Genomic DNA, 14,051 nt, shown 5'->3' on the forward strand with positions numbered 1-14,051 from the left:
TTTACAATAATCAATTTTAACAATAAGATAAACATAAAATTTTCACTAAAAATTCGTAATTTTGTGGGTCTTAATTTTACGATGAAAGTATTCTTTTTCAACGATAATTTTTGAGAAATATATTTAAAAGTTCAATTGATGACAGCCCCGGAATGTTCTGTGGCAAAACACCATTACTGACAGCCTGAATGCTGTACAGTCTTTTTATGAATAAACAAAATATGGCTAACACAACAGAAATAGATATAAAAAAACAGATTTTCGTTAAGAATGCACATCTTAACAATCTGAAACATATAGACGTCCTGATTCCAAAGAACAAACTGATTGTTATTACAGGAGTTTCAGGAAGTGGTAAATCGTCTTTGGCTTTTGATACTATTTATGCAGAAGGACAGAGAAGATATGTTGAAAGCTTAAGTTCTTATGCCCGTCAATTCTTAGGAAAATTAGAAAAACCAAAAGTAGATGACATCAAAGGACTTGCGCCTTCTATTGCTATTCAGCAGAAAGTAATCTCTTCCAATCCACGTTCTACTGTGGGAACTTCTACAGAGATCTACGATTATATGAAACTTTTATTTGCGAGGATCGGGAAAACCTTTTCACCGGTTTCCGGAGAAGAAGTGAAAAAAGATTCGGTTTCTGATGTGGTTGACTTTATCAAAGCTTCTAAAAAAGATACTTCTTTTCTATTGACAGCTCCTTTGGAATATGATGCGGACAATTTTAAAGAAACCTTAAATATTTTAAAACTGGCAGGTTTCACAAGATTGGAAATTAATGGAAATCTGGCAGGAATTGAAGATCTGGAAAGCTTTGGTTTCACTCCTGAAAAAGGAATGGCAATTAATCTTGTCATTGACCGTTTCTCGTATGAAGAAGACGAAAGCTTTTTACAAAGACTTGCGGATTCTATTCAAATGGCTTTCTATGAAGGACGCGGATATTGTTCATTAAAGAATACAGATACTGAAAAAGTAAAAGAATTTTCCAATAAATTTGAACTGGACGGAATGGAGTTCCTTGAACCCAACGTTCATTTTTTCAGCTTTAATAACCCATACGGAGCATGCCCGGCATGTGAAGGGTATGGAAAAGTAATCGGAATAGATGAAGATCTTGTTGTTCCTAACAAAACCCTATCTGTCTACGAAGATGCTATAGTTTGCTGGAGAGGAGAAACCATGAGCGAATGGAAAAAAGACTTCATCAAAAAAGCAGGTGACTTCCCTATTCACAAACCTTATCACCAATTAACAAAAGAACAGAAAAATTTCCTTTGGAAAGGTGACGGAAAAGGCAATTTCCCATGCATCAATAATTTCTTCAAAATGCTTGAAGAAAACTTGTATAAAATTCAATATAGAGTAATGCTTTCGCGCTACAGAGGAAAAACCCTCTGCCCTACGTGTGAAGGATTGAGACTTCGTGAAGAAACGAGCTGGGTAAAAGTAGACGGACATAATATTCAGTCTATGATTGAACTTCCTTTGGATGAACTGGCTCCGGTAATCAGTGGATTAAAGCTTTCAGATCACGACAAAGAAGTAGCCAAAAGACTGACCTACGAAATCACAACCCGTCTGGAATTCTTATTAAAAGTAGGATTAGGATATTTAACATTAAACAGAACGTCCAATACCCTTTCAGGAGGAGAAAGTCAGAGAATTAATCTGGCAACCAGCCTGGGAAGTTCTTTGGTAGGTTCCATTTATATATTAGATGAACCTTCTATCGGGTTGCACTCCAAAGACACGGAAAACCTGATCGAAGTATTGAAAAACCTTCGCGACCTTGGAAATACCGTAATTGTGGTAGAACATGATGAAGATGTGATGAGAGCTGCTGACTATATTATTGATATTGGTCCGGAAGCAGGTTATCTTGGTGGCGAGCTTGTATTTGCAGGAGATTATAAGGATTTGAAAAAAGCCAACACCCTTACTTCAGAATATCTTACCGGAAGACTTCAGATAGAAGTTCCGAAGAAAAGAAGAAAAGCAAAAGAATGGATTCACATAAAAGGAGCACGTCAGAATAATCTTAAAAATATAGATGTAGATGTTCCTTTAGAAAGTCTGGTAGTCATTTCAGGAGTTTCAGGAAGTGGAAAATCTACTCTGATGAAAGAAATTCTTACCAATGATATCCAGATTCAGCTTGGAATGGGCGGTAAAAAAGGAGACTATGATTCTGTAGAATTCCCGAAAAAACTGATCAAAAATATTGAATTGATTGATCAGAATCCAATTGGAAAATCATCTCGTTCAAACCCTGTAACGTATTTAAAAGCTTACGATGATATCCGTGATCTTTTTGCCAAGCAGAAAGTCGCCAAAATGATGGGTTATAAGCCTAAACATTTCTCTTTCAACGTAGATGGCGGAAGATGTGATGAATGTAAAGGAGAAGGAGTGATCAATGTGTCCATGCAGTTTATGGCAGACATTGAACTTGAATGTGAAGTGTGCAAAGGAACACGATTCAAAAATGAAATCCTTGAAGTAAGATTTGATGAGAAAAACATCTCTGATATTCTTCATATGACGGTAGATGAAGCATTGGAGTTCTTTAAAGATAATAATGAAGACAAAATTGTAACGAAACTGAGACCTTTGCAGGAAGTAGGTTTAGGTTATCTACAGCTGGGACAAAGCTCTTCTACCCTTTCCGGTGGTGAGGCACAGCGTGTGAAACTGGCTTCATTCCTTGTAAAAGGAGTAACAACGGATAAAACATTATTCATCTTTGACGAACCTTCCACAGGACTTCACTTCCATGATATTCAAAAATTATTGAAATCATTACAGGCGCTGATCGAACTAGGACATTCCGTGATTGTTATTGAGCATCAGCCTGATATCATCAAATGCGCTGATCATATTATTGATATAGGTCCGGAAGCCGGAAAACACGGTGGAGAAGTCGTATTTACAGGAACACCTGAAGATCTGACAAAAAATAAAAAGTCTCACACCGCAAAATATATCAAAGAAAAACTGGAACAATAAATACAATCGGCTGTTATAAAAACAGCCGATTTTTTATTGAGATTTTCTATCTTTATTAACCCATTATAAAAATTATTTTTATGCCCTGGAATCCTGAATTATACGATCAGTACAAAGATGTACGTTACAAACCCTTTTACGATTTAACAGCATTAATCAAGCCTGAAAACAACATAAAAGCCATTGATTTAGGCTGTGGAACCGGAGAACAAACCTCCATTCTGACAGAAAAACTGACAGGTTCCACATTCTTAGGAATAGATTCATCGGCGGAAATGCTTGAAAAATCTAAAAAGTTTGAAAATGATAATCTTCATTTTAAGCTTCAGACCATTGAAGAAACAGCACAGTATGATCAGAAATGGGATCTTGTCTTCAGCAATGCTGCTTTACAGTGGGCTGATGATCACGAAACACTATTTCCTAAAATCATTGGATTGCTATCTTCCGGAGGTCAGTTAGCTATTCAGATGCCCGTTCAGAAAGAAAATATCCTGAACCAGATTCTATCGGAAATGGCAGATGAAGAGCCTTATGCATCACAGTTAAATCACTTCAACCGTGATTCACCAGTACTTTCTATGGATGAGTATGCACAGATATTATTTGATAATGGAATTCAGGATATTGAAATATTTCAAAAAGTTTATCCTATCATTGCAGATGATCATGAAGCATTATATACTTTTATTTCAGGAACAGCATTATTGCCTTATCTGGAACGTCTGGAAGGAGAACAGAAAGAACATTTCATCTCTGAATTTAAATCACGTATTGCAAAAAGGTTTACAAAATATCCGGCCATCTATGCATTCAAGCGTATTCTGATGTATGGACGTAAAAAATAAAAGATGTTTATACTGAAGCTAAAAGGAGCTGCCACAAAAGCCAAATAATTTGGCTTTTGTGGCAGCTTATTCCTTACTCTTTCACATTATACAAAAACGGACTTTTCCTGATATACTCGGAATCCTCAATCTGAGAAGCTAAAAATTCCGCCAGATCTACAGCACTGATCCCTTCACCTTTGCAGTCTTGAAGATTGGTTTCTATTGGAAAATTTTCTTCTGTAAGATGAATCAGTGGTAATCTTACCAACGTCCAGTCGAGATTGCTTTCCAAAAGAAATCCATACTCTTTTTGCTTTTCAGCTGTTGTCTCAGGATAATTCTGGTACATCCAGTCTGTAGCCATTTTCACCCTTTCATTTTTATGATCGGATGCTGTATTTACACTTAAGCCGGTGGTTACAATATAACGCCTGATCCCATGATGATTCATTGCAGAGATGATATTTTTTGCAGCATCGCTGAATATAGACTTCTCTCCTTTGGGTTGTCCTAAAGTACTTATGACAAGATTAGTTCCTTCAATCAGTTTATCAATCGTTGTTTCGTCCCTTGCATCTCCTTTTACCACTTCAATTAATGGATGTTGAAGGGTAAAATTTTCAGGATGTCTTAGCAAAAGTTTAAGTTGATATCCCTTTTCAAGAAGGTTTTGCACCAAATATTGTCCGGATTTTCCGGTTCCGCCTATGATAGCTATTTTATAAGTTTTCATAATGATTTTTTTTAATATTAAATATCAATAATCAGCAGCAAATTGACTGCTAATGACCGTTGATACTGCAAATGACACATTGTCTTTGCTTTTAAATATGATATAATAGAATTGCTGGTTCAGAAAAATGAACCTAAGATGTCAGGGCTAAAAGTAACACCTGACTCATTGTAATATGTATTACGAGATTTTAATGAATTAAAGTTACCAATTTTCCATCATTAAAAAATCAAAAAATTTATGATTTTGACAACATGTATTAAAAGAGAAAGTTTTTAACTTTGATAACCATCTTACAATCAATATTTTCCACAAACAATACTTACACCAATAAAATATAATAATATGGAACCATTTACAGTAAACATTCCCGAATCGGTTATCACTGATCTGAAAAACCGCCTCCAAAATGCCCGCTGGCCGGGAGAACCTGACGGCTCTGGCTGGAACTACGGTACCAGCGAGGCTTATCTGAAAGAACTTGTCCACTACTGGATCAACAATTATGACTGGAGAATCCATGAACAGCAATTGAATCAACATCCTCAATATATCGCCCTGATAGACGGAATTTTGATTCATTTTCAATACATAAGGGGAAAAGGCTCCAATCCAAAACCATTGATCCTTACTCATGGCTGGCCGGACAGCTATTACCGCTTTCATAAAATTATTCCATTGCTTACGGAAGGTGAACAGAGTTTTGATCTGGTTATTCCTTCCATTCCGGGATTTGGCTTTTCTGATAAAACAGCAGTCAGCAGCGAAAAAGTCGCTGATATTTGGAAAAAACTGATGACTGAAGTTCTTGGCTATGAAAAATTCTGTGCTGCAGGCGGAGATATCGACATGGGCGTAGTAAAAGCACTGACTTCAAAATATCCTGAAGTACTGGAAGCCGTTCACCTTACCGATGTAGGGTATCCTACCGGTCAGGAAGATTTCACAACAATGAGTGAAGAGGAACAGTCTTTCGCACAATTTGTTCAGCAATGGTGGTACAGTGAAGGAGCTTACGCCATGGTACAGTCTACCAAACCGCAATCCTTGGCTTATGGTCTTAACGACTCTCCTATCGGACTTGCAGGCTGGATCATAAGCTTTACCAATGCAGGAGCTCCTCCGGAACTGATTGAAACTGCATTTGGCGGAAGAGATGAAATGCTTACCAATATTATGATCTACTGGGTCACTCAAACCATAGGTTCTTCAGCCAGAATGTACAAAGAAGACGCAGCTGCTTTATGGAGTGGCACGCAGGTTCATCAAAAAAGCAATGTCCCTGCCGGAGTACTTGTATTTCCCCGTGAAGCTCAGTTTCCAAAAGAATGGGCCGAACGTTTTGTGAATGTGACGAGTTTTAAAAAAATGAATGAGGGCGGTCACTTTGCCGCATTGGAATTACCTCATATATTTGCAGATGAACTAAGATCATTCTTTTATTCTGCACAATAAAATAATTCATGAAGTACAATCTATCCGCTCTTATTCCATTTTCTCTTTTGATGATGAACTGTTCTATACAAAAGAAAAATACTGAAAGTAATGATTATGAAGTAAAAATGGACACTTTAACCCTATTTGATTCAAGCAGAAACCGTAAGATTCCTGTTGCTTTTTATTATCCTAAAACAGATAAAAAGATTTCTAATCAGGAAGTCATTATCTTTAATCATGGGTATGGATTTAATAAAGGCGGAGATTATTTTGTATATTCTTATTTGACAGAAAAACTGGCTTCAAAAGGTTATTTTACAGTAAGCATTCAACATGAGCTTACAACAGACAGTCCTTTACCAACAGAAGGAAATTTACAGATCGTAAGAAGACCTTTCTGGCAAAATGGTTCAGATCATATTCTGTTTGTATTGAATGAGCTTAAAAAGACAAAACCAGAACTCGATTACAAACATCTGACACTTATAGGACACTCTAATGGAGGTGATATGGCAGCATTATTCGTCAACCAGCATCCTAATCTCGTCTATAAACTGATCACTATGGATAACCGGAGAATGTTTCTGCCGAGAACATCCGTTCCTAAAGTGTATACTTTACGCTCCAATGATTATCCGGCTGATGAAGGAGTATTACCCAATGAAGAAGAACAGAGAAAGTATCAGATGACGGTACAGCCTACTCTAATTAATCATGGACACATGGACAATAAGGGAACTGATGAAGAGAAAAAAACCTTGACTAATTTTGTTTTAAAATACCTTTCTGAACAGTAATCTCAGATAAGCCTTCAAGTTATCCACAATAAATTGTGGATAACTTGTGAATTTTAACATTAAATTCATATTTCGTATTAAATTTATTACTACATTTACTATGTAATAAACATCGAAGTGGAAACTTTATTTGCTTTTCTTACTACCATTGAAATTGCAATTAAATTTGAAATAAAAATTTAAGCACAGCATTGTCGGCTGTGCTTTTTATTGTTGTCTAATTAAAAAAATGAGATGTATTTATCTACTGAATCTGCCCCTAAAGGGCAGATTCTTTTATGTATACTGCGTTTAAAACAATTATTGTTACTGTTTTTTTAATTCCTATAAATTGATGAACGCATATTCATCATACACGGTATTGATGAGCTCATCAGCATTAATGTTTCGTGAGAAAATGGGGTAATGAAAACGGTCAAGTTTATTTAAAATACGGATCAGATCCATCTTTTCCTTATGATTAAGATTTCCTGCTACAATATTGGTAGCCTGGCGAATCTTCTCCATTTGCTTTTCCAGAATCATTAATCCTCTTTCAGAAATTCGGATTAGTTTGCTTCGTTTATCTAAATCAGAATCTGTCTGTTCTATAAGTCCCTGACGCAGCAATCTTGTAATGATAAGCATACCAACCGGCTTATCATGGATATTTTTTTTGATGAGTGCCATTTTGGTCATTTCACCAAAAGCCTTTAAATTGATTAAATAGATAAAGTCTTCCTGAGTAGAAAATTCAGAATCTGATATGGCAGATTTCGAGTAGGTTTTTGCATATCGGTTAAGATGTACCAATAATGTACTTATTGCACTTTCCGGTGTTCTTCCATTTTCTTTACCCTCCCAGTAGGGCTCTTCAACATTTATCACCTGTTGAATATTCTTTTCATCAGAAATCCAGGACCTAAAACCTTCAATGGTACTAGGATAAGAATCAGGATTGGCATTCGATTCAAATTGCTCAAGGAGCGTCATAAAGTCTTTAATAAGAGGAAAATTCATTTGCCGTTAAAATAGTATACAAATATACTTTATTTTATGATAATCTCCTTTATTTTTACTTTATACGGTATAACTTTTGTATTTTAAAGTGTAATTATCAACATTATGGACGAAACTAAAACAGAACCATTAGACCTGATTAATGATAAGCATTTAATAGATGAATATTTTAATTTCAAAGTAAAAACTGAATTTAATATTGACATTGATCTTAGTAACGAGTACACTACTGCACACAATATTGTTTCAAAAAAATTAATTCTGGTGCAGACATTTTCTGATACCACTATTGGAAATCCACAGTTATATCTTTTATTACGTTCTTTAATTCATAATGTCAACAGTTATCATCTGACAAAAAATCAAATGATTTCTACACTGAAAAATAAATAAAAAAAATCTCTCAACATTTGAGAGATTTTGGTTTTTGAAAAAATGGTGAGGTTTATACCTGTTCTTTTATGTGTTTTGCCACCATTTCTTCCAGGTCATCCAGATTGAAAGGTTTTGATACATAATCATCTGCCTGCGCCTCGGAAGCTAAAGCAGCGATATCGTTATTTGCCGTAACATAAATGACAGGAATATGATTAAATTCTTCACTGCTTTTAAGAAGTTTTGTAGCTTCCACTCCTCCTATTTTAGGAATCCAGTTGTCCATCAGGATAACATCAGGATGATATTCTGCTACTTTTTCCAAAATATCATGTGAAGTTTCTGAAATTTTTACATCGTAGCCATTTTCTTCAAATATGATGGTAATCACTTCTAAAATGGCAGCATCATCATCAAAAATTAAAATTTTCTTTTTGTTCATATTATTTAGGTTATTCTTATTACAATTGATTGATATAATCTGCTAAATTATCCGGTGTGATAATGAGATCATAATCAATTTCTTCTACGGCATGTTTGGGCATATATTCTACTTCTGCCGTGTCAGGATCCTGAATCCAAACTTGTCCGTTATTTTTTTTAATATAGCACAAGCCTTCTACTCCATCAGCATTAGCTCCGGATAAGAGAATTCCAACCATATGCTCTCCATAAATCTCTGCTGCCGATCTGAAGGTAACATCTATTGAAGGACGGGAATAATTCATTTTTTCTGAGCTGTCTAATGACATATTTTTCTTATTCTCAAACAGCAGATGATAATCAGCAGGAACAATATATAAGGTATTGTTATTTATTTCAGTTTTATCTTCTACTTCTATCACCGGTATTTTTGTAAACTGCTGCAATAAAGTCCGCAAAATATCTCCGGATTGGGCTTTACGGTGAAGCACAACAACTATTGGGATTTTCAGAGTATCATCAAGATTTTTGATCATTTCAATAATGACCTGCAGGCTTCCTGCCGATCCTCCTATAACAATGAGTTCAATGTTCATCTGTGATTTCATAGCAGTACTTATTAATGATGATCAAGCTTTTTCCAGATTTTCTGGTCTTCCACCTGATGATAATTCTTTTCAATGGTAGAAAACCGAAGTGTTTCTTTTGCTCCAAGAGCCAGAAAACCTAAATTTTCCAGACTGTTGTCAAAAAGCTTGAATACCCTTTCCTGCAGCTCCCTATCAAAATAAATCAGAACATTTCTGCAGATAATCAACTGAAAGCTATTGAAAGAACTGTCTGACACCAGATTATGAGTAGATAAAATAAGTTTTTCCTGTAAGCTTTTATCAAATTTTACACTGTCATAATTGGCTGTATAGTAATCTGAAAAATCGCGTTTCCCTCCTGAAAGCATATAGTTTTCAGAATACAATTTCATCTGGTATAACGGGAAAACACCGGCTCTGGCTGTTTCAAGAACAGCAGGATTCAAATCTGTACCATAAATCAGGGATTTATCATATAAACCTGCCTCTTTCAGTAAAATAGCAATGGAATATGCTTCTTCACCTGTGGAACATCCTGCAATCCAGATTCTGATCAGCGGATAAGTACCCAATTGAGGCAGAACTTTCTCTCTCAATGCTTTAAAAAAAGAAGGATCCCGAAACATTTCTGTAACGTTTACCGTAACTTCTTCTACAAAACGTTTTAAATATTCTGCATCATTCATAATGGTATACCTAAGTTCCGCGAAACTGGTAAATCTGTCTAAAAGGCATATACGATTTACCCTTCTTTTAAACGAAGCCCTGCTATAACCGGAAAAGTCGTAGCCATACATTTCATAGACATCATTAATCAGATGTTCTACTTCTTTATCTTTTACGATACTTGGTTCCAGCATCTATGAAAGTTTTTCTATTGCCATCATTAAAAGGTCTACGTCAATTGGTTTCGAAACATAATCATTAGCTCCTACCTCAATACATTTCTGACGGTCTTCAGGCATTGCCTGTGCAGTAACCGCAACAACTGGAACATCTTTAATTTCAGGAGTGTCTCTTATAATCCTTATTGCCTCATAACCATCTATTCCAGGCATCATCATATCCATAAGCACCACTGAAAACTGAGGATCAGCCTTTAGCATATCTAAAGCTTCCTGAGCCATGGTACAGGTTTCAACTGCATATCCACGAGCCTTAAGGGTTAGTTTCAATGCGAATATATTGCGTGGATCATCATCCACAATTAAAATTTTCTTACTCATCAGAATTTTATCTGTTTAACTTTCATATAACCAAACGCGAAGCAGCGACAACAGCTGATCAATATCTACAGGTTTTGAGATATAATCTGAAGCTCCTGCTGTAATACATTTCTCGCGCTCTCCAATCATCGATTTTGCGGTTACCGCTATAATAGGCAGTCTCTTAAATGCCGGCATTTTTCTGATCTGCTTGATGGTTTCGTAGCCGTCCATTTCGGGCATCATCATATCCATTAAGATTACATCTATATCAGGATTGTGGTGAATTTGCTCAAGGGCATGCTTTCCATCCATGGCTACAATAACTTCAACTTTATATTTTTCCAGTGCTTTGGTTAAAGAAAAAATATTGCGGACGTCATCATCAGTAATCAGTACTTTTTTGCCACTCAGCACTTCAGTGAGAGATCCAAGCATTCTTCCTGTTGTATTTTCTGAAGAATTATTTTTTTCTTCCACTAAATGCAGAAACAGTCCTACTTCATCTAAAATTCTTTGGTATGAATGTGCTGTTTTTACTACAATTGAATCTGCGTACTGTTTTATTTTAAGCTCTTCTTCTTTAGATAAATGGTGTTCTGTAAAAATGATAATGGGCAGATTTTCCAGTCCTTCATGACTTTTTATTGACTCAATTACATGATAATCATTTCCTTTTGAGCTTCCAATATCCAGAATAACGCAGTCTACAAGATCAGAAGTGAGGGTTTTCACACTATCTTCCACCGTATGTTCTACAGATAAAGAGATATTAAAATTGCTCAGGAAATAAGACAATGCACTGGCATGTTTGGCATTTTCTTCAACAATCAGAACTTTTTGAGATCCTTTTTTCAAAGCTTCTTCAATCTTTCTGAACACATCGGTCATTTTATCCAGCGCTACCGGCTTATTAATAAAATCTACAGCACCTTTCATAAGACTTTCCTTTTTAAAATGAAGGACAGACATCATATGAACCGGAATATGTTTGATATAAGGATCAGCTTTCAGTTCATCCATTACTTCCCAGCCATCTTTTACAGGAAGCTGAACATCCAGTAAAATGGCATGCGGATGATACTTCTGAGCCGCTGAAAGACCATGATCTCCTCTTACTACAACCACTCCTTTATAGCTCTGTAAATGGGCATATTTCAATAAAGCTTTTGCAAAATTAATATCATCTTCAATGATCAGGATAACTTTATCTCCTTCCTGAATATTTTCCCTGTCGTCCGGTACATCTTCCGGGATTTCAAGAGTATTTAAAGGAATTACTTTTGCTTCTCCTTCATCAAGAATATTTTGGATTTCCTCCACATCTTCACGGATCACCTCTACAAGATCCTGATCTGTTTCAGAATGAGCAATTTCAGTTACAGCATGTACAGGAATGATAAAACTGAACTCACTTCCTTTGTCTACCTCACTTTTCAGAACCAGCTCTCCTCCAAGAAGTCTGGCGATTTCACGGCTTATTGACAGACCTAAACCTGTTCCCCCAAACTTTCGTTTGGTAGATCCGTCTGCCTGCTGGAATGCTTCAAAGATGATCTTTTGCTTATCTTCTGCTATTCCAATACCTGTATCTTTAACTGAGAATATAATGAAATCAGGTTTTTCAGAATGTTTTTTGATGTGTAAACCGATGCTTCCTTTTGTGGTAAATTTTAAAGCATTAGACAACAGATTTCTCAATACCTGATCAATTTTAAGACGATCACTTTCGATCACTTTATGTACATTAGCTTCGATTTCGATATTAAAGGGAAGAGATTTCTCCTGAAATACCGGATTGAAAAGACTTTTTAGATCTTTTACCACTTCTTCGATCATTACTTCCTGATACTCAAGAGTCATTTTACCGGATTCTATTTTTGCAAGATCCAGAATTTCATCGATCAGGGTTAATAAACTTGTACCGGAACTATGAATTACTTTTGCAGATTCTACTTGATCTTCATTGAGGTTTTCATCCGGGTTTTCCGTCATCAAACGAGATAAAAGAAGGATTGAATTCAGCGGAGTTCGCAATTCATGAGACATATTGGCTAAAAACTCAGATTTGTATTTGGTGCTTAATGCCAGCTCCTCTACTTTTTTCTGAATTTCATTATTACGTTCTGCAATCAAATGATTTTTCTCTTCCAGCAGCCTTGAACGCTCTTCCAGTTCTGCATTGGCCTGCATCAGTTCTTCCTGCTGTACTTTGAGCTCTTCCTCCGAAGCCTGGAGCTTCTGTGTTTGTGCTTCCAGTTCTGTATTCAGATTTTCAAGTTCAGAGTGCTGAACCTGCAATTCTTCAGACTGTGCCTGGGTTTCTTCCAGTAATTGCTGTTCTTTTTCTCTGCCTTTGGCAGCGTTCAGGGCAATTCCTATATTGACGCAGCACTCTTCAAAATAACTTATCCTGTCTTCTTCAAAATTAGAAGTTGCACCAAGCTCCAATACTCCAATAATGTGGCCGTCTGCAAAAAGTGGAAGCAAAATAATTCCGTAAATTTTTATGGTACTGCTGGCAAAAGTTACCACAAAGTCATCTTCATGAAGATTATTATAAACCTGACTTTTAGCGTTAACAAAAGCCTGACCTACCATTCCTTCTCCGGGCTCAAAAGCTTTTTTCATATTGGATTCTAATCCAAATGCTTTATTGAGTTTTAAAATACCTTCATCATACAAATACAGTGAACCATTAATGCAGTTTCCATATTCAATCAATTGTATTAAAGCTTTATGGGAAACTTCCTGAACAGTCTTATTCCCTACCAGGGATTCATTCAGCAAAGCAAGACCTTTCTGACGCCAGTCACTTTTATTAATTTTCTCAAAAGAGATTTTAAGAGATTCTGTCATATTGTTCAGAGATCCTACAAGATCTCCAAGATCATCCTGAGCATTATCCACTACTTTTTCACTGTAATCACCGTTAGCGACTCTGTTGGCAATCTTTTGAATAGCACTTACACGGCGTGTCATTTCTTCATCTTTCTGCTTAAGCATCCTTTCCAATTTATCTCTTCGGATAAGATCTGCACGCATTTTTATATAGAAAAATGTAGTTACCACTATCGCAGCAATTGCGGAAAAAAGGATAAAAATAACCGTTGTACCGGATGAGCGATTGAGATCGTTATTTTTAACTTCAACCTGACTTTCTTCATATTGTACAAAGTCACTGACAATTTTCCGGCACTGATCCATATAGGTTTTCCCTTCAGTAATCTGTTGCTGAGTCATGATAATGCCTCTTCGTCTGTTCTCAACCAAATGCTTCAGATTCTGCATTACCTGATCAACAGCTACTTTTAAACCTGCGAGTCTTTGTAATTGATTCTGATCATTTAGCCCCAAAGATTCAGCACGTATCAAAGCTTTAGGGTATTCTCTTAATCCCCGTTTATAAGGTTCAAGAAAATCTTCTCTTCCAGTAAGCTGATAACCTCTGTTTCCTGTTTCTGCATCCAGTAAAGCAACCAGCACATCTTTCACAGCTGTTACAGACCGTCTGCTTTTGGAAAGGCTTTCACGGTGTTTCATTTGATTTTGGATACTCCAGTAAGAAGCCAGTGAACTGGCTATTAAAATCAAAAGTGAAAGACCTACTCCAAATTGAAGATTTCGTATTATTTTTTTCGGCATTAA

12 protein-coding genes are annotated in these 14,051 nt (G+C 36.1%); 5 read left to right on the top strand and 7 right to left on the bottom strand.

All coding sequences use genetic code 11. The features are described from left to right. Positions 1 to 221: 221 nt before the first annotated feature. Both uvrA and CQ046_RS18965 read left to right on the top strand, forming a co-directional pair. Positions 222 to 3,014 carry an excinuclease ABC subunit UvrA gene (uvrA, locus tag CQ046_RS18960; RefSeq protein ID WP_105703818.1) on the top strand — a complete coding sequence of 931 codons (2,793 nt, stop codon included), beginning with the start codon at positions 222 to 224 and terminating at the stop codon, positions 3,012 to 3,014. 80 nt (positions 3,015 to 3,094) lie between these two features. After that, complete coding sequence (locus CQ046_RS18965) at positions 3,095 to 3,862, top strand: methyltransferase domain-containing protein (protein WP_105703787.1); 768 nt, start codon at positions 3,095 to 3,097, stop codon at positions 3,860 to 3,862. Positions 3,863 to 3,935: 73 nt separating this feature from the next. Here CQ046_RS18965 and CQ046_RS18970 read toward each other — a convergent pair whose 3' ends face one another. Beyond that, positions 3,936 to 4,577, bottom strand: coding sequence for an NAD(P)-dependent oxidoreductase (locus CQ046_RS18970; RefSeq protein ID WP_105703788.1), 642 nt, complete (start codon positions 4,575 to 4,577; stop codon positions 3,936 to 3,938). A 345-nt stretch (positions 4,578 to 4,922) separates the two neighbouring features. Between CQ046_RS18970 and CQ046_RS18975 the strand changes: the two genes are divergently transcribed. Both CQ046_RS18975 and CQ046_RS18980 read left to right on the top strand, forming a co-directional pair. Continuing rightward, on the top strand, positions 4,923 to 6,032 hold the full coding sequence (locus CQ046_RS18975; RefSeq protein WP_105703789.1) for an epoxide hydrolase family protein: 1,110 nt from the start codon (positions 4,923 to 4,925) through the stop codon (positions 6,030 to 6,032). An 8-nt stretch (positions 6,033 to 6,040) separates the two neighbouring features. Continuing rightward, a complete protein-coding gene (locus CQ046_RS18980) occupies positions 6,041 to 6,811 on the top strand; it encodes an alpha/beta fold hydrolase (RefSeq protein ID WP_105703790.1) in 771 nt (256 codons plus the stop codon). A 324-nt stretch (positions 6,812 to 7,135) separates the two neighbouring features. Here the strand turns inward: CQ046_RS18980 and CQ046_RS18985 are convergent, their stop codons facing one another. Next, the gene (locus tag CQ046_RS18985) at positions 7,136 to 7,810 is read right to left on the bottom strand and encodes a MarR family winged helix-turn-helix transcriptional regulator (RefSeq protein ID WP_105703791.1); all 675 of its coding nucleotides are present in this window, start codon (positions 7,808 to 7,810) and stop codon (positions 7,136 to 7,138) included. Positions 7,811 to 7,915: 105 nt separating this feature from the next. Here CQ046_RS18985 and CQ046_RS18990 point away from each other — a divergent pair, with 105 nt between their 5' ends. Next, entirely contained in the window at positions 7,916 to 8,203 is a 288-nt protein-coding gene (locus CQ046_RS18990) for a hypothetical protein (RefSeq protein ID WP_105703792.1), read from the top strand. A 52-nt stretch (positions 8,204 to 8,255) separates the two neighbouring features. Here the strand turns inward: CQ046_RS18990 and CQ046_RS18995 are convergent, their stop codons facing one another. From CQ046_RS18995 to CQ046_RS19015, 5 genes are read right to left on the bottom strand one after another with little or no spacing between them, the layout of a single operon-like run. Next, positions 8,256 to 8,627 (bottom strand): response regulator, encoded by a 372-nt coding sequence (locus tag CQ046_RS18995; RefSeq protein ID WP_105703793.1) that lies wholly within the window; start codon positions 8,625 to 8,627, stop codon positions 8,256 to 8,258. A gap of 19 nt (positions 8,628 to 8,646) precedes the next feature. Continuing rightward, a complete protein-coding gene (locus CQ046_RS19000; RefSeq protein WP_105703794.1) occupies positions 8,647 to 9,216 on the bottom strand; it encodes a chemotaxis protein CheB in 570 nt (189 codons plus the stop codon). 11 nt (positions 9,217 to 9,227) lie between these two features. Next, complete coding sequence (locus tag CQ046_RS19005) at positions 9,228 to 10,058, bottom strand: CheR family methyltransferase (protein WP_105703795.1); 831 nt, start codon at positions 10,056 to 10,058, stop codon at positions 9,228 to 9,230. Further along, a complete protein-coding gene (locus tag CQ046_RS19010) occupies positions 10,059 to 10,424 on the bottom strand; it encodes a response regulator (RefSeq protein ID WP_185126207.1) in 366 nt (121 codons plus the stop codon). 15 nt (positions 10,425 to 10,439) lie between these two features. Next, positions 10,440 to 14,048, bottom strand: coding sequence for a response regulator (locus CQ046_RS19015; RefSeq protein WP_105703797.1), 3,609 nt, complete (start codon positions 14,046 to 14,048; stop codon positions 10,440 to 10,442). Positions 14,049 to 14,051: the final 3 nt, after the last annotated feature.

This window comes from Chryseobacterium sp. MYb7, from assembly GCF_002979455.1.
Taxonomy (GTDB): domain Bacteria; phylum Bacteroidota; class Bacteroidia; order Flavobacteriales; family Weeksellaceae; genus Chryseobacterium.

Coding starts and splice junctions, on each gene's coding strand:
- CQ046_RS19010 (WP_185126207.1), bottom strand. CDS start 10,424: ATGAGTAAGAAAATTTTAATTGTGGATGATGATCCACGCAATATATTC.
- CQ046_RS18990 (WP_105703792.1), top strand. CDS start 7,916: ATGGACGAAACTAAAACAGAACCATTAGACCTGATTAATGATAAGCAT.
- CQ046_RS19000 (WP_105703794.1), bottom strand. CDS start 9,216: ATGAAATCACAGATGAACATTGAACTCATTGTTATAGGAGGATCGGCA.
- CQ046_RS18980 (WP_105703790.1), top strand. CDS start 6,041: ATGAAGTACAATCTATCCGCTCTTATTCCATTTTCTCTTTTGATGATG.
- CQ046_RS18985 (WP_105703791.1), bottom strand. CDS start 7,810: ATGAATTTTCCTCTTATTAAAGACTTTATGACGCTCCTTGAGCAATTT.
- CQ046_RS18995 (WP_105703793.1), bottom strand. CDS start 8,627: ATGAACAAAAAGAAAATTTTAATTTTTGATGATGATGCTGCCATTTTA.
- CQ046_RS18965 (WP_105703787.1), top strand. CDS start 3,095: ATGCCCTGGAATCCTGAATTATACGATCAGTACAAAGATGTACGTTAC.
- CQ046_RS18975 (WP_105703789.1), top strand. CDS start 4,923: ATGGAACCATTTACAGTAAACATTCCCGAATCGGTTATCACTGATCTG.
- uvrA (WP_105703818.1), top strand. CDS start 222: ATGGCTAACACAACAGAAATAGATATAAAAAAACAGATTTTCGTTAAG.
- CQ046_RS18970 (WP_105703788.1), bottom strand. CDS start 4,577: ATGAAAACTTATAAAATAGCTATCATAGGCGGAACCGGAAAATCCGGA.
- CQ046_RS19005 (WP_105703795.1), bottom strand. CDS start 10,058: ATGCTGGAACCAAGTATCGTAAAAGATAAAGAAGTAGAACATCTGATT.
- CQ046_RS19015 (WP_105703797.1), bottom strand. CDS start 14,048: ATGCCGAAAAAAATAATACGAAATCTTCAATTTGGAGTAGGTCTTTCA.